20 protein-coding genes are annotated in these 19,324 nt (G+C 60.9%); 9 read left to right on the plus strand and 11 right to left on the minus strand.

Annotated features, from left to right (window positions below; genetic code table 11):
* Positions 1 to 56: 56 nt before the first annotated feature.
* Together ACJ8QF_RS07655 and ACJ8QF_RS07660 are read left to right on the plus strand one after the other, a co-directional pair.
* On the plus strand, positions 57 to 1,223 hold the full coding sequence (locus tag ACJ8QF_RS07655; protein ID WP_442537421.1) for a serine hydrolase domain-containing protein: 1,167 nt from the start codon (positions 57 to 59) through the stop codon (positions 1,221 to 1,223).
* A complete protein-coding gene (locus ACJ8QF_RS07660; protein ID WP_154870421.1) occupies positions 1,214 to 2,431 on the plus strand; it encodes an MFS transporter in 1,218 nt (405 codons plus the stop codon). The genes ACJ8QF_RS07655 and ACJ8QF_RS07660 overlap by 10 nt, the downstream gene beginning before the upstream one ends.
* Here ACJ8QF_RS07660 and ACJ8QF_RS07665 read toward each other — a convergent pair.
* A complete protein-coding gene (locus tag ACJ8QF_RS07665; protein ID WP_049188846.1) occupies positions 2,358 to 3,233 on the minus strand; it encodes an alpha/beta hydrolase in 876 nt (291 codons plus the stop codon). The genes ACJ8QF_RS07660 and ACJ8QF_RS07665 overlap by 74 nt on opposite strands.
* A 149-nt stretch (positions 3,234 to 3,382) precedes the next feature.
* Here ACJ8QF_RS07665 and ACJ8QF_RS07670 point away from each other — a divergent pair, with 149 nt between their 5' ends.
* From ACJ8QF_RS07670 to ACJ8QF_RS07680, 3 genes are all read left to right on the plus strand, one after another.
* Complete coding sequence (locus tag ACJ8QF_RS07670) at positions 3,383 to 4,132, plus strand: DeoR/GlpR family DNA-binding transcription regulator (protein WP_033645883.1); 750 nt, start codon at positions 3,383 to 3,385, stop codon at positions 4,130 to 4,132.
* Between the two features lie 12 nt (positions 4,133 to 4,144).
* Positions 4,145 to 5,212 carry an oxidoreductase gene (locus ACJ8QF_RS07675; RefSeq protein ID WP_004940680.1) on the plus strand — a complete coding sequence of 356 codons (1,068 nt, stop codon included), beginning with the start codon at positions 4,145 to 4,147 and terminating at the stop codon, positions 5,210 to 5,212.
* Between the two features lie 113 nt (positions 5,213 to 5,325).
* Positions 5,326 to 6,720: an MFS transporter gene (locus ACJ8QF_RS07680; RefSeq protein WP_442537422.1), complete on the plus strand. Its 1,395-nt coding sequence runs from the start codon at positions 5,326 to 5,328 to the stop codon at positions 6,718 to 6,720.
* Here the strand turns inward: ACJ8QF_RS07680 and ACJ8QF_RS07685 are convergent.
* From ACJ8QF_RS07685 to ACJ8QF_RS07715, 7 genes are all read right to left on the minus strand, one after another.
* Positions 6,705 to 7,244, minus strand: a complete 540-nt coding sequence (locus tag ACJ8QF_RS07685; RefSeq protein ID WP_442537423.1) for a dihydrofolate reductase family protein — start codon at positions 7,242 to 7,244, stop codon at positions 6,705 to 6,707. The genes ACJ8QF_RS07680 and ACJ8QF_RS07685 overlap by 16 nt on opposite strands.
* Complete coding sequence (locus ACJ8QF_RS07690; protein ID WP_015377846.1) at positions 7,244 to 7,645, minus strand: VOC family protein; 402 nt, start codon at positions 7,643 to 7,645, stop codon at positions 7,244 to 7,246. Before ACJ8QF_RS07690 ends, ACJ8QF_RS07685 begins: the two co-directional genes overlap by 1 nt.
* A gap of 145 nt (positions 7,646 to 7,790) precedes the next feature.
* Complete coding sequence (locus ACJ8QF_RS07695; protein WP_004928567.1) at positions 7,791 to 7,985, minus strand: ribbon-helix-helix protein, CopG family; 195 nt, start codon at positions 7,983 to 7,985, stop codon at positions 7,791 to 7,793.
* A gap of 80 nt (positions 7,986 to 8,065) precedes the next feature.
* Complete coding sequence (locus ACJ8QF_RS07700) at positions 8,066 to 8,854, minus strand: spermidine synthase (RefSeq protein WP_442537424.1); 789 nt, start codon at positions 8,852 to 8,854, stop codon at positions 8,066 to 8,068.
* A 30-nt stretch (positions 8,855 to 8,884) separates the two neighbouring features.
* On the minus strand, positions 8,885 to 9,340 hold the full coding sequence (gene fabZ, locus ACJ8QF_RS07705; protein ID WP_004928563.1) for a 3-hydroxyacyl-ACP dehydratase FabZ: 456 nt from the start codon (positions 9,338 to 9,340) through the stop codon (positions 8,885 to 8,887).
* A gap of 187 nt (positions 9,341 to 9,527) precedes the next feature.
* Positions 9,528 to 10,022, minus strand: a complete 495-nt coding sequence (locus ACJ8QF_RS07710) for a TIGR00645 family protein (RefSeq protein WP_004928561.1) — start codon at positions 10,020 to 10,022, stop codon at positions 9,528 to 9,530.
* Between the two features lie 94 nt (positions 10,023 to 10,116).
* Complete coding sequence (locus ACJ8QF_RS07715; RefSeq protein ID WP_442537425.1) at positions 10,117 to 11,316, minus strand: MFS transporter; 1,200 nt, start codon at positions 11,314 to 11,316, stop codon at positions 10,117 to 10,119.
* Between the two features lie 97 nt (positions 11,317 to 11,413).
* Here ACJ8QF_RS07715 and ACJ8QF_RS07720 point away from each other — a divergent pair, with 97 nt between their 5' ends.
* Positions 11,414 to 12,355, plus strand: coding sequence for a LysR family transcriptional regulator (locus ACJ8QF_RS07720; RefSeq protein ID WP_442537426.1), 942 nt, complete (start codon positions 11,414 to 11,416; stop codon positions 12,353 to 12,355).
* 6 nt (positions 12,356 to 12,361) lie between these two features.
* On the opposite strand, the gene ACJ8QF_RS07725 is transcribed toward ACJ8QF_RS07720, so the two are convergent.
* A complete protein-coding gene (locus tag ACJ8QF_RS07725) occupies positions 12,362 to 12,655 on the minus strand; it encodes a SelT/SelW/SelH family protein (protein WP_004928553.1) in 294 nt (97 codons plus the stop codon).
* Positions 12,656 to 12,782: 127 nt separating this feature from the next.
* A complete protein-coding gene (locus tag ACJ8QF_RS07730) occupies positions 12,783 to 14,021 on the minus strand; it encodes an NAD(P)/FAD-dependent oxidoreductase (RefSeq protein WP_342579375.1) in 1,239 nt (412 codons plus the stop codon).
* Between the two features lie 191 nt (positions 14,022 to 14,212).
* Between ACJ8QF_RS07730 and ACJ8QF_RS07735 the strand changes: the two genes are divergently transcribed.
* From ACJ8QF_RS07735 to adhP, 3 genes are all read left to right on the plus strand, one after another.
* Positions 14,213 to 14,998 (plus strand): sulfite exporter TauE/SafE family protein, encoded by a 786-nt coding sequence (locus ACJ8QF_RS07735; RefSeq protein WP_080352427.1) that lies wholly within the window; start codon positions 14,213 to 14,215, stop codon positions 14,996 to 14,998.
* 16 nt (positions 14,999 to 15,014) lie between these two features.
* Positions 15,015 to 16,304, plus strand: a complete 1,290-nt coding sequence (gene blh, locus ACJ8QF_RS07740) for a bifunctional sulfur transferase/dioxygenase Blh (RefSeq protein WP_442537427.1) — start codon at positions 15,015 to 15,017, stop codon at positions 16,302 to 16,304.
* Positions 16,305 to 16,501: 197 nt separating this feature from the next.
* Complete coding sequence (gene adhP, locus ACJ8QF_RS07745) at positions 16,502 to 17,518, plus strand: alcohol dehydrogenase AdhP (protein ID WP_437188897.1); 1,017 nt, start codon at positions 16,502 to 16,504, stop codon at positions 17,516 to 17,518.
* Positions 17,519 to 17,573: 55 nt separating this feature from the next.
* Here adhP and exaC read toward each other — a convergent pair whose 3' ends face one another.
* Positions 17,574 to 19,094: an acetaldehyde dehydrogenase ExaC gene (gene exaC / locus ACJ8QF_RS07750; RefSeq protein WP_015377854.1), complete on the minus strand. Its 1,521-nt coding sequence runs from the start codon at positions 19,092 to 19,094 to the stop codon at positions 17,574 to 17,576.
* Positions 19,095 to 19,324: the final 230 nt, after the last annotated feature.

Genomic DNA, 19,324 nt, shown 5'->3' on the forward strand with positions numbered 1-19,324 from the left:
CACCACGCTCTATGCTCGGTGGCGACAGCATGGGCTGACTACCTGGGGTAATAAAAATGAATGAATACGGATCCTCTGCCAACGCGATTGACGGCGCGATAGAGCAAGCCTTGCGTGAAAAACGATTGGTTGGCGCGGTCGTTTTGGTGGCGCAGGGCGGTGAGATCGTTTATCACCGCGCGGCGGGCATGGCAGATCGCGAAGCGGGCAAGCCGATGGCGCTCAATACGCTGTTTCGTCTGGCCTCGGTATCCAAACCGATCGTGTCCACGGCGGCGCTGGCATTGATGGCGCAAGGCGCCATGCGGTTAGACGATCCGATCACCCGTTGGCTGCCGAATTTTCGCCCGCGGCTGGCGGACGGCACCACTCCGTTGATGACGCTACGGCATCTCATGACCCACACCGCCGGACTAAGCTACCGTTTTTTCCAGCCGGAAGGGGGATTCTATGCCCAGTTGGGCGTCTCCGACGGCATGGATGAAGCGTCTGTCAGCCTGCAGGAGAACGTGCGGCGTATTGCCTGCGCCCCTTTGCTGGCTCCGCCCGGCGCGGCGTGGCGCTATTCCATCGCCACCGATGTCATGGGCGCGGCGATCGAACAGGCGAGCGGCCTGCCGCTGGCGCAGGCAGTAAAAAAATGGGTGACCGGGCCGCTGGCGATGACGGATACCGATTTCCTGGCGGTGGATCCCGCACGTTTGGCGGCCGCTTACGCCGATCATCCCGGCGAGCCGCGCCGTTTGCGCCAACCGGATCATTTACCCTTTATCGATGGCAGCGCCGGTTTTCATCTGTCGCCGGCGCGAGCGTTGGATCCGTTGGCTTACGCCTCCGGCGGCGCCGGCATGGTCGGTTCGGCGGAGGATTTCCTGCGCCTGCTGGAAACGTTGCGCCAGGGGGGCGGGCAGGTGCTGCCGGCCGAATGGGTGACGGCGCTGACCACCAACCAAATCGGCGATCTGCCGATGCCGTTTTGGCCAGGGCGCGGTTTCGGCCTCGGCATTACCGTACTGAAAGACCCCATCGCCGCGCAAACGCCGGAGTCCGTTGGCAGCTGGCGAATGGGCGGCACCTATGGCCACTCGTGGTTCGTCGATCCCGCCCGGCAACTGAGCGTGGTGGCGTTTACCAACACGGCGCTCGAGGGCATGTCCGGCGCCTTTGTCGGCGAGATTTGTCAGGCGGTCTATGCCGCGACGGGAGCGATGTCATGCGTCTGATGCCACCGATTTTCTTCATCGCGCTGGGGCTGTTCGGCGTTTACTGCATCGAGTTTGGCGTGGTGGGCATTTTGCCGCAGATCATCGCGCGGTATGGCATCTCCACGGCGCAGGCCGGCTGGCTGGTCGGGATCTTCGCCCTGACCATCGCGCTGCTCGGGCCGCTGTTGGTGCTGCTGGCGTCGCGATTCAATCGCAAACGCATGTTGTTGATCGCGTTGACCGTGTTCGCGGCGGCCAGCGCGCTGTCCGCTCAGACGGACAGCTTCGCCATGCTCATGTTGCTGCGCATTGTGCCGGCGTTGTTTCATCCGATCTATTTTTCGCTGGCCATGGTGGCGGCCGCGGCGCTTTATCCGCCGCATCAGGCCACCAAAGCAACCGCCTATGCGTTCATCGGTACCAGCATGGGCATGGTGTTGGGGATACCGTTGACGCAATGGATCGCCGGGCAGTTCAGCTATGAAGCCTCGTTCCGGTTCTGTGCGTGGGTCAATCTCCTGGCAGCGGCGGGATTGCTGATGCGGTTGCCCGACGTCGCCGTTCAACGCCTCAGTTATGGCAAACAGCTGATGATCCTGCGCAGCGGGACGCTGTGGCTGAATATCATCACCTGCGTGCTGATCTTTGCCGCCATGTTCGCCGTCTATGCTTACGCGGCTGCATATCTCAGCCGTGAAATCGGCCTCAGCGGCGGCGTCATCGGCTTTCTTCTGGTGGCGTTCGGCGTGGGCGGTGTCGCGGGCAACCTGTTGGCCGGCAAGGGGTTGAGCCGCCATCGAGCGCTGACGGTGCTGCTGCACCCGCTAGCCTTGATTGCGGCTTATGCGCTGCTGTATCACTACGGTAGCGCGAATATCGGTTCGATGACGGCGCTTTGTCTGTATTGGGGAGCGGCGCACACCAGCGGTTTGATCGTGACGCAGGTCTGGTTGACATCCGAAGCGCCGCAGGCGCCGGCGTTCGCCACCGGGCTGTATATCGCCTTTATCAATCTGGGCGTGGCGCTGGGCTCGCTGGCGGGCGGCTGGTCCATCACCGCGTGGGGGCTACAGGGCAGCCTGCTGTGCGGAGCCTTGTTCGCCGCGCTGGCGGTGATAACGATCGCCGCCAGGCTGCGGTTGCAGCGGCAGGCTACCGCTGCGTTGCGTCGATCATCGCCATCACCTGCCGGAACATCGCGCTTTCCGCATCGGCCAGTTCGTTGACCAGCGTAAAGTGATTGCAGTGGCGATCGGCCAGCAACTGAACGTCGAGGCCGCGCGCCAGGCAGGCGTCATAATAGGCCTGCGTTTGGTTTTTGAACCCTTGCGTTTCGCGCTGGCCGACGTCGAGCAGGATCTGCGGCGCATGGTCTTTCTCCGGCAGCAGAAACAGCGGGCTGAGGGTTTGCGCCTGTTCGGGCGTCAGATGCAGCCAGTCGTTGATGTAGATATCGCACAGCGGGCGCAAATCGTAGAGGCCACTCAGCGCCAGCGCGCCTTTGATCGCATCGGGCGGCAGACGATAGCGTTGCTGCCAGCCGTCGGCGATCAGCATGCCGCACAGGTGGCCGCCGGCCGAACTGCCGCTGACGAAAATGCGCGCCGGATCGATGCCGAAAGGCGCCCCGTGATGATAAAGCCAGGCGACGGCGCTGCGCACCTCGTGCACGATCTCCGCCAGCGTCGCTTCTGGCGCCAGCGTGTATTCCAGCGTGGCGACGGCCACGCCGCGCTGGGCAAACGCGGCGGCCATCGAACAGGCTTCCTCTTTGCGCTGCGAATGCCAGTAGCCGCCATGAATAAAGATCAGCAGCGGGGCGGGCTGCGTGCAGGCCGGGAACAGATCGAGGCGCTCGGCGGCACTCATGCCGTAACGCAGATCGTAAATGCCGGGCGTCTGTGCCTTGGCGCGCTGGGCCAGCGCGGCGTATTCCGCCATGCAGGCGTCAAAATCCTCCACCGACGCGCGGGCGTTGTATTGCACGGCGCGCGCGTTCAGGTTTTCAAACGTCAGATCGATGTTCATGCCTTTCTCCTGATTGTTATGCGTTCTGCCTCCATCATTGTCCTGGCGGCGAAAAGATGTTTGATCTCCTGTGCGCGCAAATGCGTCTTCTCTGATGCTGTTATCTGCTGTATATTGCCGTTTTATGCTTTTTACTGCGGAAATGACCCATGCACAAAGCGGCACGACAGCGCCATTTACTGGATTTGCTCAGCGAACGCGGGCAGGCGGCGGTGGCGGAATTGGCCAGCGCCATCGGTGTTTCGGTCGATACCGTGCGCCGTGACTTGGCCGATCTCGAGCGGCAGGGGTTGGCGCAGAAACATCACGGCGGCGCGATAGCGCTCGAACCGTCCGGCATGCCGCGCCAGGCGCGCGCTGCGCTGTTGCCGCAGGTCAAGCAGCGGCTTGGCCGCGCGGTGGCCGCGCAGATCCCGCCCGGCAGCACCCTGATGCTGGATGCGGGCAGTACGCTGTTGGCGGTGGCGCAGGCGTTGCGCGGCCCGGCGACGGTGATCACCGCTTCGCTGGATATCGCGCAGTGCCTGAGCGACAGGCCGGAGATCAATCTGATCTTGCTCGGCGGCCAGTGGGATGCGCGCCAGCGGCTGTTCGCCGGCAGCGCCACGCTGGCGTTGCTGGCGCGCTACCGTGCGGATATCGCCTTGCTGGGCGCCTGCGCGGTGCATCCTCAGCTGGGACTGAGCGCCGGCGAAGAGGCCGATGCAGAGGTCAAACGCGCCATGCTGGCTAACAGCGGCGAGCGCTGGCTGGTGGCCGACCATATGAAACTGGATCGCTGCGAGCCGCATCACGTTGCGGATCTGGCGCAGATCCAACGCCTGTTTACCGATCGCCCGTGGGACAACCTGGACGAACAATCATTGATTGAACTTTGTGTCGTCGCCGACGACCGCTAGAGGAGAACACTGATGAACGATACCGCTCGACCGTTGCAGGTGGCCCTGATTGGCTACGGCTTTGTCGGCAAGGCGTTTCACGCGCCGCTGATTAACGCGGTGCCGGGGTTGGAACTGAGCGTGGTGGCTTCGCGCGATGCCGCCAAGGTACATGCCGATCTGCCGCACGCGCAGGTGATCGCCGATCCGCTGGAGGCCATCCGCCGGCCGGAGGTGGATTTGGTGGTGATCGCATCGCCGAACGACACCCATGCGCCGCTGGCGCTGGCCGCGCTGGAGGCGGGCAAGCACGTGGTGGTGGATAAGCCGTTTACGCTGGATTTGGCGCAGGCGCGCGCGCTGATTGCCGCGGCGGAGAAGCACGGCCGCCTGCTGTCGGTGTTCCAGAACCGTCGCTGGGACAGCGATTTCCTGGGGGTGAAACAGGTGATCGAGCAGGGGCTGATCGGTAAGGTGACGCACTTTGAGTCCCATATCGACCGCTATCGCCCTGAAGTACGGGTGCGCTGGCGTGAACAAAACCTCCCAGGCAGCGGGCTGTGGTTCGATCTGGGGCCGCACATGGTCGATCAGGCGCTGCAGCTGTTCGGTTTGCCGCACAGCGTGCAGGCCAACATCGCCACGTTGCGCCCCAACGCGCAGATTAACGACTGGGCCCACGTGGTGCTCAACTATCCGACGCACCGCGTGATCCTGCACGGCAGCATGCTGGTGGCGGGCGGCGTGGCGCGTTTTACCGTGCACGGCGAGAAAGGCAGCGTGGTCAAAGCGCGCGCCGACGGGCAGGAGAGCCAGCTGCTGGCCGGCGTGACGCCGGGCTCGGCGGAGTGGGGCAAAGACGACGACGCGATGAGCCTGTTTATCGGTACGGAGCCGATGCGTACGCTGCCGACGCCGGATGGCGATCAGCGCCAGTATTACTTCCAGGTGCGCGATGCGTTGCGCGGCGCAGGCGCCAACCCGGTTACCGCGGCGCAGGCGTTGGCAGTGATGGCGGTGCTGGAAGCGGCCACCCTGGCGGCGGAAACCGGTGTGACTCAGCCGTTGCCGCTCACCGAGGCGGAAATCGCCGCCTGGTAACGGCTCGCGTCAGATAAGGCGTCAGGCGCATGGATACAGTGCATGCCATGCGTCTTCCGCCATGCTAACCCCTGACATAGGCTTACCCGCAGTCTATGTCAGGAGTGTTCATCATGTTATCCCACCCTTCGCCGCAAGGCGTCCGCGGCATACTGGCCGCTCTTTCTCTGAGCATGCTGCTGTCATCGCTTGGCATCAGCATTGCCAACGTCGGGCTGCCGGCGCTCGCCACTGCGTTCCATGCCTCGTTCCAGGCGGTGCAGTGGGTGTTGCTCTGCTATTTGCTGGCCGTCACCACTTGCATTATCGGCATCGGCCGTTTGGGCGACAGCCTCAATCGTCGCCGCCTGCTGCTGGCGGGCATTGCGCTGTTTACCGCCGCTTCGCTGGCTTGCGCGCTGGCTCCGCAACTGTGGCTGTTGCTGGCGGCGCGCCTGGCGCAGGGGCTGGGGGGCGCAGTCATGATGTCGATCGCCATGGCGCTGGCGGGCGAGGTTCTGGGGAAGGAAAAAATCGGCCGCGCGATGGGGCTGCTCGGCACTATGTCAGCCGTGGGCACCGCGCTGGGGCCGTCGTTGGGCGGCGCGCTGATCGCCGGTTTCGGCTGGCGGGCGATGTTCCTGATCAACCTGCCGCTGGGGCTGCTGGCGCTGTGGCTTGCCTGGCGATACTTGCCTAATGGGCCGCGCGCGGCAACGCGCGCGGAACCGTTCGATCGCGCCGGCACGTTGCTGCTGGGCGGCGCATTGCTCTGCTATTCGCTGGCGATGACCCTCGGGCGCGGCGACTTCGGCGCGCTTAACCTGGCGTTGATGTTGGGGGCGCTGTTGGCGGGGGCACTGTTTATCAGCGTGGAACGCCGCGCCGCATCGCCGCTGCTTGCGCCGTCGATGTTCCGCCATCCGGCCCTGACGGCGGGGCTGGCGGCCAGTGCGCTGGTGATGACGGTGATGACCGCCACGCTGGTGGTCGGGCCGTTCTATCTGTCGCGGGCGCTGGGCTTAAGCGCCGCGCAGGTCGGGCTGGTGATGTCGGCGGGACCGGCGGTGGCGATCCTGACCGGCATACCGGCCGGCTATCTGGTGGATCGCTTCGGATCGCAGCGCATCGCCCAGTTTGGGCTGACGGCGGTGGCCGCAGGCGCGGCGTTGCTGTCGCTGTTTAACCGTTGGGGCGTGCTCGGCTATATCGCCCCCATCGCGCTGTTGACCGCCGGCTATGCGCTGTTTCAGGTGGCCAACAACACCATGCTGATGAAGGATCTGTTTCCTGAACGGCGCGGGCTGATCGCCGGCATGGTGAACCTGTCGCGCAATCTTGGGGCGATCACCGGCGCGTCGGCGATGGGGGCGCTGTTTTATCTGGCTTCGCAGCAGGTCGCGGGCACTGCGGCCGCCGCGGCTTACGGCATGCGGGTGACCTACGGCGTGGCGGCGCTGTTGGCATTGGCGGCGTTGCTCATCGCCTTCGGCGGCCGCCGCCTGATGCTGCGTTACGGCGCGCGCTGAACCGCGTAGCGTTCTTGCACGAAACCGTTGTCCGATGAAGTGACGGCAAGCAGGCGCAGGCGCTGCTCCTGGCCATCGGCGCCGAATAAGGGGATACCGCCGCCCAGCAGCAGCGGCACGCGCGTAATCGTCAGTTCGTCGATCAAGCCGGCCTGCAGGAAGCGTTGCACGGTCTGGCCGCCGTCGATATACAGGTGACGGCAGCCTTGTTCGGCCAACTGCGCCACGATGGCCGCCGGTTCGCCATTCATCCAGCGAACGTGGCCCGTTGCGTGCGGCGCGGGCGGCTGCGTCGACAGCACCACCACCGGCAGTGCGCCATAGGGCCACTCGGGAAAGGCGCGGACTTTATCATAGGTATGGCGGCCCATCATCAGCGCGTCGATGTCGGCGACAAACGCTTCAAAACTCAACCCATTGAGCAGCGAAACCGCATATTCGGGCCGCAGCAGCCAGTCGATGTCGCCATCCGGGCCGGCAATGAATCCGTCTACGCTGGTGGCGATGTAAACCGAGCATTTCATCAGGCGAGATCTCCCCGATAAACCACATGCACCTTGTTGCCGTCGGGATCGCGCAGGTAAGCGCCGAAATAGCCTTTGCCGTAGTGCGCGCGCTCGCCGGGCTCGCCTTCACTGCTGCCGCCCGCCAGCAGACCGGCGGCGTAGGCGCGTTTAACCGCCAGCTCGTCGGCGGCGAGGAAGGCCAGCATGCTGCCGTTGCCGGCGCTGGCGGGCTGTCTGTCGAAGGGTTGGTAGGCGTAAAAACGCGGCAGCGTTTGGCCTGGCATCACCCAGCAGCGGGCGGCGGGGCCGCCGTCCGGCGTCACTTCCCGCCGTTGTAAGCCCAATGGCAACAGAATGGCGTCGTAGAACGCGGCGGCGGCATCCAGATCGCTGACGCCGACGGTAATATGGCTGAACATGGCGCGTTTCCTTCCCCAAGAGAGAATAATGAACGCCTAAAACAGTAGCAGCGATATCGCAGGATGGACAGACCGCCGTGGAGGATTCGGATTAGGGACGCGCGCAGGTGTAGCGCGCTTCACGGTTCGCGGGGCAGGCTGCCGTTCAATTGCTCTCGACGCGCGGATTGGCGTGGGTCGGCTGGCTGGGATAATCCACCTGATGCTTGTGCAGATAATCGCGGATCAGCTGACGCACCACCTGAGAAGGGGTGACGTCCTGCTGCAGGCACAGCTCTTCCAGGGCTTTCTTCTTGTCCGGGTCAATCAGCACCGTTAGCCGCGCCGTTTTCTTTTCCATCAGGATCCTCCAGAGAATGATGACTGAATGATAATACCATGTGGACGAAGCGGCCAGCCAGACCGCGTCGTCGCTCGTTCTTAGCGGAAATGCAGCCGTTCTATTTTGCGTGACAGGTAGCCGAGTTCGCAGTTGAACAGCCTGCCGCTGCCGGCGGCCAGCGTGCGCAGCGTGCTGAGCGGCAACGTCACCTGCGCCGGCGTGGCGTAAATGATCACGTTGCCGCTGGGGGCGACGCAAAATAATACGGTGCCGAATATCCGGTGCAGGCTGTGGTACAGCAGGCTGTTTTCATCGGGCAGATCGTGGTAATTGAGCACCAGCCAGCCCCCGTCGTTCAGCCGCGCGGCGCAGTTTTCCAGGAATGTCTGGGTGCCTTGCTGCGGATCCATGGCGAACGCCGAATAGAGATCGGAGAAAATCAGATCGTAACGCGTCTCGGCGGGCGGGCGCACAAAGTCCATGGCGTCGGCGGTACGCAGGCTGATGGTGTCGGTGGCCGGCAGCGTAAAATAGCGGCGCGCGACGGCGATCACCGCGGCGCGCAGTTCAACCACGTCCAGACGCATGGCCGGATCGAGCGCGTGCAGCGCACGCAGCAAGCTGCCGCCGCCTAACCCCAGGATCAGCGCCGAGGTCGGCGGCTGCCAGGCCACCGCCATCAGCATCGCTTTGATGTAGTTGTGGATCGGCTGCGCGGGGTTGCTGAGGCTCATCTTGCTTTGCTCGCAGATGCCGTCAAACCGCAGCGTGCGGTAGTCCTTGTGATCGGAAACGATGATTTCGCCCCAGGCGTCGGTTTCGCGAGCGATCACCTGGCCGCGCGGGGAAAAATCGAGGGTTCTGAGTAAGCTGTCAACCAGAGACATGGTATTCGCAGGTTTCCTTTGGCAAGCGGCCTATTTACGGGCGCACATGAAATCGGCGGTGCAAATGCGCCGGCCATCGATGCTGGCGCGGCCGGTGAAGCGGGCGATCGCGCCCCGCCGGCGTACAAAGGCGACCTCCATCAACACCTGGTCGCCGGGACGGGCGGCGCGATAAAACCGCGCCCGCTGAATGGAAGCGAAGTAGTAATGTTCCCCTTCATTCAACGCCCCGAGATAATAATGCGCCAGCAGCCCGGTGCTTTGCGCCAGCGCTTCCACCAACAGCACGCCGGGAAAACCGGCGAAGTGCGCATGGCCGTTCCAGAACGTCGGCTCATTGGCGGTGATGTTCTTGATGGCGCTCAGCCGGCCTTCGGCAATGCAGGTGCCGGCGGGCAGCACGCGATCGACCAACAGGCAGGGATAACGATGAGGCAGAATCGCCTGAATATCGTTGAATTGCAGGGGGTGACCGTTTAATGGCATGGAAGTGCGTGATCCTGTCTGCGGCGAATCCGGTGCGTGGCCGGCGTTCGGTCCATAATGAGTGTAATGATATTATAATAAAATTATCATCAGATGTGCCAGATGAAAGACATGACGGCGGTGACGGTTGGGGAACAGTGAAGGAGGGGAAGACACCCGATCCTGACGATCGGGCGTGGTGGCGCGTTTAGTGCTTGGAGCGGGTCACCTTGTCCAAATAACCCATCACGAAGGCGGAGAGCACAAAGGTGAGGTGGATGATCACATACCACATCAGCTTGTTGTCGGGCACGTTCTTGGCGTCCATAAACACCCGCAGCAGGTGAATGGAGGAGATGGCGACGATAGATGCGGCGACCTTGTTTTTCAGCGAGGTGGCGTCCATTTTGCCCAGCCAGCTCAGTTTCTCTTTCCCTTCGGTGATATCCAATTGCGAGACGAAGTTTTCATAGCCGGAGAACATCACCATCACCAACAGACCGCCGACCAGCGCCATGTCGATCAGCGACAGCAAGGTCAACACCAGATCGGCTTCGGTAACGGCAAAAATATTTGGCAGGACGTGGAGAATTTCCTGAAAAAACTTGATCGACAGGGCGACCAGAGTGAGCGAAAGGCCGAAATAAACCGGCGCGAGCAGCCAGCGGGAGGCGTACATCGCGTTTTCTAGCAAGCGTTCCATCATAAAATTGTTTTAAATGCGTAGCAAAAAGGGCGCTCAGTATAGCGCAAGAGGCCTGGGTGAAATCAACCGCTTGCGCCAGCAGAGGGCGCTATCAGGCCACTACGCGCGCCGTTTTGCGCCCGCTGCGGATCCACAGCGCCACGGCCCCCGCCGCCGTCGCCAGCGCCACGACGCCCGGCCAGCCCGTGCTTGCCAGAATGCGGCTGCCGAGGGCGGCGCCGGTCGCCATACCGATGAACACGCCGGTGAACAAGAGGGCGTTCAATCGGCTGCGGGCTGCCGGATCGAGACCGTAAACGATGGTTTGGTGCGCGATCAGCGTAGCCTGGATGCCCAGGTCGAATCCGACGGCGCTCAGCGCAATGAGCGCCAGTTGCGCCGGGAGCGGCAACAGCGGCAGCAGAAACATCAAGGCGAAGGAGGCCAGAACCAGTCCCGCGCCGATACGGGTCACGACGTCAGGGCCGTGCCGATCGGCCAGACTGCCCGCCAACGGCGCCGCCAGCGCACCCGCCGCCCCCGCCAGGCCAAACGCGCCGGCGGCCGCGCTGCCGATCTGGTAGCGCTCCGCCAGCATCAACGCCAGCGTTGACCAGAAAGCGCTGAAGCCCAATGACAGAAAGCCTTGCGCCAGCGTTGCGCGCCGCAGCGCGGGATACTCGGCCCACAGATGTCCCAGCGAGCGCAGCAGCGCGGGGTAACTCAGCGCGTTATGAGGGCGAAGACGCGGCAACATGCGCCAGATCGCCAGCGTGATCGGCAAAACGCCCAGCGCCGCGAGTGCGTAGACGCTGCGCCAGCCGGCGTACTCGGCGAGCGCGCCGCTGAACACCCGCGACAGCAAAATGCCGGCCAATAGCCCGGTCATCACTGCGCCGACGGTTTTGCCGCGGCTGGCCTCTGGCGCCAGCGTGGCGGCGGCGGGGATAATGTCCTGCGCGACGGTGGCGGTCAGGCCTATCGCCAGGCTGCTGAGCAACAACAGCGGGAACGAGGCAGCAAAAGCGCAGAGTAACAGCGTCAGCGTCAGCAGCGCGCCTTTTACCAGAATGATCCGCCGGCGATCGTACCGGTCGCCGAGCGGTGCCAACAGTAAAATGCCCAGCGCATAGCCTAACTGAGTCAGCGTCGGCACCATGCCGGCATCGGCGACGCCGGCGTGGAAATCGGCGCCCATCATGCCAAGCATGGGCTGGCTGTAATAGATTGATGCGACGCTGAGGCCGGCGCCGGCGGCCAGCAGAAATACGACGTTGGCGGACGGTGCGCCGTGGGTGGTGGCGGTGCTCATGGCAAAAATTCCTGCAAGGTGAATGTGTGGCCATTTTTACCGCTTGCTTCATGCCGCTGTAGCCCCCTCGCAGGTAAAACTGTTATACACTCAACGTATGAATAAAATTAACTTACCTAACGGCGACCGCATAACTTTGCTGCATACGCTGGTGCGCATCGTCAAAAGCGGCAGCCTGTCGGCGGCGGCGCAGCAGCTGGGCACTTCGCAGCCGACGATTAGCCGGCGTCTGCAGGCATTGGAACAGCTGCTGGGCGCCAAACTGATCCAGCGGACCACCCACGCCCTCAAACTGACCGACGACGGCGAGCGCTGTTACCGCCAGGCGCGGGGGCTGATTGAACAATGGCAAAGCCTGGAAGAAGGGCTTGGCGGCGCGCGCGACGAACCGGTCGGCGTGTTGCGCGTGCGGGCGCCGCACGCATTCGGCCAGGATCAGCTGATCGGTCCGTTGGGCGAGTATTTGCGGCGCTACCCGCAAACTTACGTTGAGTGGACGCTGAACGATCATTCTCCGGACTTTATTCCCGAAGGCGTGGATTGCGCCATTCACGTCGGTGCGGTGACCGATCCGTCGGTCGTGGCGGTGTTGCTGGCGGAGGTGCCGCGCAGCACGGTGGCGTCACCGGCGCTGTTGGCTGAACGACCGGCGATCGTCGATCTCGACGATTTGGCCTCATTGCCGTGGCTGGCGGTAAACAGTTTTTATCGTAATGAGGTCGTCTTGACCCACGCGACCAGCGGTGAACAGCGGCGTTTCGACATCGCGCCGAGGTTGAGCACCGACAGCCTTTATGCGGCGCGCAAGGCGGCGCTGGAAGGGCTGGGCGTCGCGATAGTGTCGTCTTGGGTGGTGAAAGAAGAATTGGCGCAAGGCGCTCTGCAGACGCTGTTACCCCTGTGGCGAGCTGAGCCACTGCCTATTTACCTGTTGTATCCCTACGCCAGCTATTATCCCGCGCGTTTACGCAAATTCATGGAAATGATGAAAGAAACAATGCCGCGCATTCTCGGCGCGCAGCCGCCGACGGGGCGCTGACGGCCTTCAGTGTCTGGCTTTTTTACCGTCGCTGTGGCCGAGTGAACGATCGGGGAAGCTGTGATCGCGCAGCCGCTGCTTTAACTGCGCCGCATCGGGGAAGCCGCCGTCAATCTTGCGATCCCAAATCATCACGCCATCGACGCTGATTTGGTAGACCCCGCCGGTGCCCGGCATCAGGGTGACGGAGGCGAGATCGTCGCCGAAGGTGTTCAGCAGCTCTTGCGCCATCCAGCCGGCGCGCAGCAGCCAGTTGCATTGTGAACAGTAGTGAATCGTAACGGCGGGTGCGTTTTTCATCGTTGATCGACCGGTTAGTGGTGACGGCTTGCAATCAGCCTGCTGGCTCGCAAGCGATGGTGGCTGTGTATCGCCAAATAGTCAAGCGCCTGCTGCGGCCAGAGCGACAAGGGGAGCCGAGTGTGCATCACGGCCGCTTGCTTCCGGCAAACCATTCAACCCCGCGCAGCATGCCCGCCCAGTAAAACCGGGGTAAAAACCAGGCTTTCAGCCACCAGGCCATACGGCTGGGCTGGGTTGCGTCGAGCAGTGGAAACGTGGGCAGCAATTTACCATCATAGCCAAACTCCGCCAGCACAACTTTGCCTTTCTCGACCGTCAATGGACAGGAACCATAACCATCATAATGGGCTGTGAGAGGCGTGCCATGAATACGTGCCGCGACGTTTTCCGCCACCACTACCACCTGCTTTCGCGCTGCCGCCAGGGTTTTGGCGTTTGGCGTTGAGCAACAGTCGCCTACCGCAAAAATATCCGGCCAATGCTTATGTTGCAGCGTCAATTTATCCACATCGCACCAGCCGGCGCCATCCGCGAGTCCGCTTTGCGAAATAAACGCCGGGGCTGATTGAGGCGGCACCACGTGAAGCATATCGAAGGGCAGGGTTAACTCGCGTTTTTCTTCTTCATTTGTCTCCACGGCAAATATCGCTTGCCGATTTTCGCCATCTATACGGATTAAATTATGATTGAAGTTGACCTGTGCACGGTATTTTTCCAAATAGCCGCTCAGCGGGGGGACAAATTGCGGAATGCCGAAAACCACCGTGCCCGCAAGGCAGAAATTGACGTTAATATTATTCAGAACGCCTTGCCGCCGCCAATGATCGCATGAAAGATATAAGGCTTTTTGCGGCGCGCCGGCGCATTTTATGGGAAGCGTGGGTTGGGAAAATATCGCCTTGCCGCCTTGCATCTCCCGGACCAGTTGCCAGGTGTATTCTGCAAGATCAAAACGATAATTAGAGGTGACGCCGTTAAATCCTAACGTCTCTTCAAGGCCTTCTATTTTATCCCAACGTAAAACAAGGCCGCAGGCAACAATAAGGAAATCATAGCTTACGCGTTTACCCTGACGGGTCTCGATATATTTTTCACTGGGATCAACCCTGACAACGCTGTCCTGGAGCCATGAGACGCCAGAAGGAATAACATCGCGCATGGCGCGCTGCGTTTTATTGATATCAAAGAGCCCGCCGCCCACCAGGGTCCATGCCGGCTGGTAATAATGACAGTCATTGGGTTCAACGACAGTTATATCCGCATCTTTAACTCGCTTCCTTATGCTTGCGATGACGCCGATGCCAGATGAACCACCGCCAATAACAACAACTTTCTTCAGGGTGTTTATTTTTTCTGGTTTCATGCAGGTCTCCTTTCATAAGAAAGTAGGGGGTTGTGGCTCAGATTTAAAGATAATTTATAGAACTTATGGTTATATTAAAAATCACATATTCGATTTAGTTATATGTAATAGCTAAATGTAATAAGTTATTTGACAATCAACGCAAACTGATCGTTAATAAATGCCATAAATATCGAAAGGGAATTAATGCATTGGATTTTTTCCATTTTACTTTTTATACCCTGATGCTGTTGGTGATAACCGGGGGAATAGTCGGATTTCTCCTGGCTCTGACCGGGGGAGGCGGATCCATCGTCTGCGTGCCCTTGCTGCTGTATATGGTGAAAATCCCGGATACGCACTTGGTTATAGGCACCAGTGCCATGTCCGTTGCCATTAGCGCGCTGATCAATCTTTTTGTTCATGCCGCCAAAGGAAACGTCCGGTGGCAAACCGGCGTTACCGTTTCGCTGGTGGCGGTGGTGGGAACGCTGGCGGGCTCTCAGGTGGGAAAAATGACGGACGGGCACCATTTAACCCTGCCTTTCTCTCTGCTGATGCTGGTTGTCGCCGGATTGACGCTGAAAAAAAATCATCGGGCAGGCAACGGATTACCGTCCTCCCATCCGACATTTCATCCCGCCATCGTGTGGCCCAGCGTGCTGGCGCTGGGCGCGGTGGCCGGTTTTTTGGGCATCGGCGGCGGATTTTTGGTGGTGCCGGCGCTGCTCTGGTTCTTCCGCTTTTCGCTGGTTGAAGCGGTGGCGACCTCACTGGTCGTGGTTTCCGCCATGGGATTATCGACAAGCGCAAGCTATGCCATGTCCGGCAAGGTGTCGCTGGTCATTACCTGCTGGCTCATCGTCGGCGGCGTTCTGGGGGGCGTCGTGGGGGTGGCGCTCACCGAGCGCCTGAAAAAACGCGAGGACATTATCCGTGTGCTCTATGCCGGCATGTTGTTGGTGCTGGCCCTTTATATGCTTTTTAAAAGCCTATAAAACAAAAGGAAAAAATATGCACATCCGTACTTACCATCATCAGCTCTCCTTTTCGGGGGCGCCCGCAGCGAATGATTTCGCCATCCTGCATCAACAAGGCTATCGGTTTATCGTCAACAATCGGCCAGATGAAGAGCCGGGCGAGTACCTTAACCATCAACAAGAAAAAGCGTTGGCTGAGCAATGGGGAATGGGCTACGTCTATCTGCCTTACACATTCGACACGCTGACCTGGGAGACCGTTTATATCTTCCATTACCTGTTGCGGCGGGGTGAGAAGACCCTGGCGCATTGCAGGAGCGGAGCGCGTTCTGCCTGCCTTTCCCTGCTGTATGCGCTGCGCGAAGGCCAGATAGACGAAGCGCAATTTCGCAGCCAGTGTGCAGAGTATGGCGCCGATGCCGATAAGGCGCTGGGCTGGTATGGCCGGCATCAGGCCGTTCAGCCTCACGCGCAAGTGCACGCGTTTTATGAGCCGGAAAGCGGCAGCCTGCAGTATGTCATCGCCGATCCCGCAGCGCGTCGCTGCGCCATCATCGACCCGGTGCTGGATTTTGATCGCCGATCGGGCACGGTCTCGCATCAGCAGGCCCGCACCATTTTAAGCTTTATCCAGCAGCAAGGATGGGGAGTGGCCTGGGTGTTGGATACGCACCCGCATGCCGACCATTTTTCTGCCGCCACCTGGCTGGCGCAGAAAACCGGCGCCCTCACCGGCATAGGCGAAAAAATTACCGCCGTGCAGGGGCTGTGGCAAGACATTTATAATTTGAAGGAACTGCCTCCCGCCGAGACCCTGTGGGATGCGCTGTTTGCGGATGGGGACGTCTTTTTTATCGGCAACCTGCGTGCTGAAGTCTTGCTGTCTCCTGGCCACACCTTGGCGTCCGTCACTTATCACATCGCCGATGCGGCGTTTATTCACGATACGTTTTTCATGCCGGACAGCGGCACCGCAAGGGCCGATTTCCCCGGCGGAAATGCGGAAGCCCTGTGGGATTCGTTGCAGCGGATCTTGAGCCTGCCTGCGGATACCCGCCTGTTTACCGGCCATGATTATCGCCCAGCGGGGCGTGAGGCCCGCTGGGAAAGCACCGTGCGAGAGCAGCGCGAGAACAACCCCTGGGTGGCCAACATGGATAAGGCCCAATTTATCGCGCAAAGAAAGCAGCGAGACGCCACGTTGCCGCATCCGGAATTGATGCTGATGGCGCTGCAGGTCAATATTCGCGGCGGCGTTCTGCCAGATTGCGAAGATGATGGGCGGCACTACCTCAAAATCCCAGTTAATCGCTTCAAGGGATAAATCAAGCCGTGGAGGCGCGATCGTTCACGGCTGCCAATCTCAAAACGATCGCGCCGTCTGTTAATGGTTTTTTATGAAATAAGCAGACTGATTCATATTTAATTATTTGTTTTTACACAAAACAGGTGGTACTTGCCCTCACCGAATACAGTCACTACATTAACAACTGTACTTCCCACTCTGCTAAGGAAAACACCATGAAAGCTGCCGTAGTGACGAAAAACCATACCGTAGACATTCAGGATAAAGTGCTGCGCCCGCTGAAGCACGGCGAAGCGGCGTTGAAAATGGAGTGTTGCGGGGTGTGCCACACCGATTTGCACGTGAAAAATGGCGATTTCGGTGAGGTGCCGGGCATTACGTTGGGGCATGAGGGCATCGGCGTGGTCTCCGCCGTCGGTGAGGGCGTCACCTCGTTAAAAGTGGGTGACCGCGCCAGCGTCGCCTGGTTTTACCAGGGGTGCGGCCATTGCGAATACTGCGTCAGCGGCAACGAGACCCTGTGCCGCTCGGTGAAAAACGCCGGCTATAGCGTTGACGGCGGCATGGCGGAAGAGTGCATCGTGGTGGCGGACTACGCGGTGAAAGTGCCGGATGGGCTCGATTCTTTCGCCGCCAGCAGCATCACCTGCGCCGGCGTCACCACCTACAAGGCGGTGAAGATTTCCGATATCAAACCGGGGCAGTGGATCGCCATCTACGGCTTGGGCGGGCTGGGCAACCTGGCGCTGCAGTATGCCAAGAACGTGTTTAACGCCAAAGTGGTCGCCATCGACGTCAACGACGGTCAGCTGGAGTTCGCCAAACAGATCGGCGCCGATCTGACCATCAACTCCAAAACGCAAAACGCGGAGGAGATCATTCAGCAGCAAACCGGCGGCGCTCACGCGGCGGTGGTGACGGCGGTGGCGAAAGCCGCCTTCAACTCGGCGGTGAATGCGGTGCGCGCCGGCGGTAAAGTGGTGGCCGTGGGGCTGCCGCCGGAGAGCATGGATCTGAGCATTCCGCGCCTGGTGCTGGACGGCATTCAGGTGGTGGGTTCGCTGGTGGGCACGCGCGAAGATCTGAAGGAGGCGTTCCAGTTCGCCGCCGAAGGCAAGGTGACGCCGAAAGTGACCAAGCGGCCGCTGGGGGATATCAACGCCATCTTCGACGAGATGAAGGCGGGCACCATTCGCGGTCGCATGGTGATCGATCTCGGCATGGCGAAGTAGGCCACGCGAAAAAAGAAGGCCACCTGCGGGTGGCCTTCTTGTCATTACGCCGGATTCAGAACAGGCCCAGCGGCTTGGCGTCGTAGCTGACCAGCAGGTTTTTCACCTGTTGATAGTGCGACAGCGCCGCCTTGTGGGTTTCGCGTCCGATGCCGGAGTTCTTGTAGCCGCCGAACGCGGCGTGCGCCGGGTACAGGTGGTAGCAGTTGGTCCACACGCGGCCGGCCTTGATCGCGCGGCCCATGCGGTAAGCGCGGTTGATGTCGCGGGTCCACAGCCCGGCGCCCAGCCCAAACTCGGTGTCGTTGGCCAGCGCCAGGGCTTCGGCCTCATCCTTGAAGGTGGTGACGCCAATCACCGGCCCGAAGATCTCCTCGCGGAAGAAACGCATGCTGTTGTTGCCGGTAATCAGCGTCGGCTGCAGGTAGAAACCGTTTTGCACTTCGTCGCCGCGCTGGGCGGGCTCGCCGCCCGCAACGATTTTGCCTCCCTCGTTTTTAGCGATCTCGATATAGGACAGGATCTTGTCGTACTGCTGTTTTGACGCCTGGGCGCCGATCATGGTCTCGGTGTCGAAGGGATCGCCCTGGCGGATGGTAGCGATACGCGCCAGCACTTTCTCCATAAACTGCGGGTAGATGGATTCCTGGATCAGCGCGCGTGAAGGGCAGGTGCACACCTCCCCCTGGTTGAAGAAGCCCAGCACCAGCCCCTCAACCGCTTTGTCGATAAACTCCGGTTCCGCCTGCATGATGTCTTCAAAATAAATGTTCGGCGATTTTCCGCCCAGCTCGACGGTGCTGGGGATGATGTTCTCCGCCGCACAGGCGAGGATGTGGCGGCCGACCGGCGTGGAGCCGGTGAAGGCGATTTTTTCGATGCGTTTGCTGCGCGCCAGCGCTTCGCCGGCCTCGGCGCCGAAACCTTGTACCACGTTGAGCACGCCCGGCGGCAGCAGATCGCCGATCTCTTCCATCAGCACGCTGATGCCGAGCGGCGTTTGTTCCGCCGGTTTCAGCACCACGCAGTTACCGCCCGCCAGCGCTGGCGCCAGTTTCCAGGCGGCCATCAGCAGCGGGAAATTCCACGGAATGATCTGGCCGACCACGCCCAGCGGTTCATAGATATGGTAGGCCACGGTGTTCTGGTCGATCTCCGCCGCGGTGCCTTCCTGCGCGCGCAGGCAACCGGCAAAGTAACGGAAATGGTCGACCGCCAACGGCAGATCGGCATTCAGGGTTTCGCGGATCGGTTTGCCGTTGTCCCAGGTTTCGGTCAGCGCCAGCATCTCCAGCCGCGATTCGATGCGATCGGCGATCGCCAGCAGCACGTTGGAACGCTCCTGCACGCTGGTTTTACCCCAGGCGTCCGCCGCCGCATGCGCCGCGTCAAGCGCCAGCTCGATGTCTTTGGCGTCGGAACGCGGGAATTCGGCGATCGGCTGGCCGGTCACCGGCGAGGTGTTGGTGAAGTAGTTGCCGGATACCGGTTCGACGAATTTGCCGCCAATGTAGTTGCCATAGCGTTTGCGGAACGAAACCAGCGAGCCAGGCAAACCGGGGTGGACATATTTCATGTTAAGCACCTCTCTGCAGATGAAAAGCGGCGCTATTGGGCTGCGCCTGTGAATGCGGCCTGTCGCCGCAGCACAGAGAAGCACGGCGCGTGCCAGATTAGCGACAGAAGTAGCATCCGTAAAAAAAGAACGAGTTATTAAAACCTTAAGCATTGAGAGGGCTGAGAACTTCGGGCGGCGCCGCCGTCGCCGATGATTTTTTGTGTCCCGTGTCGCAACGCTTGATACAC

Origin of the sequence: Serratia sp. CY81684 (assembly GCF_052166595.1) — a bacterium.
Lineage (GTDB): Bacteria > Pseudomonadota > Gammaproteobacteria > Enterobacterales > Enterobacteriaceae > Serratia > Serratia nematodiphila.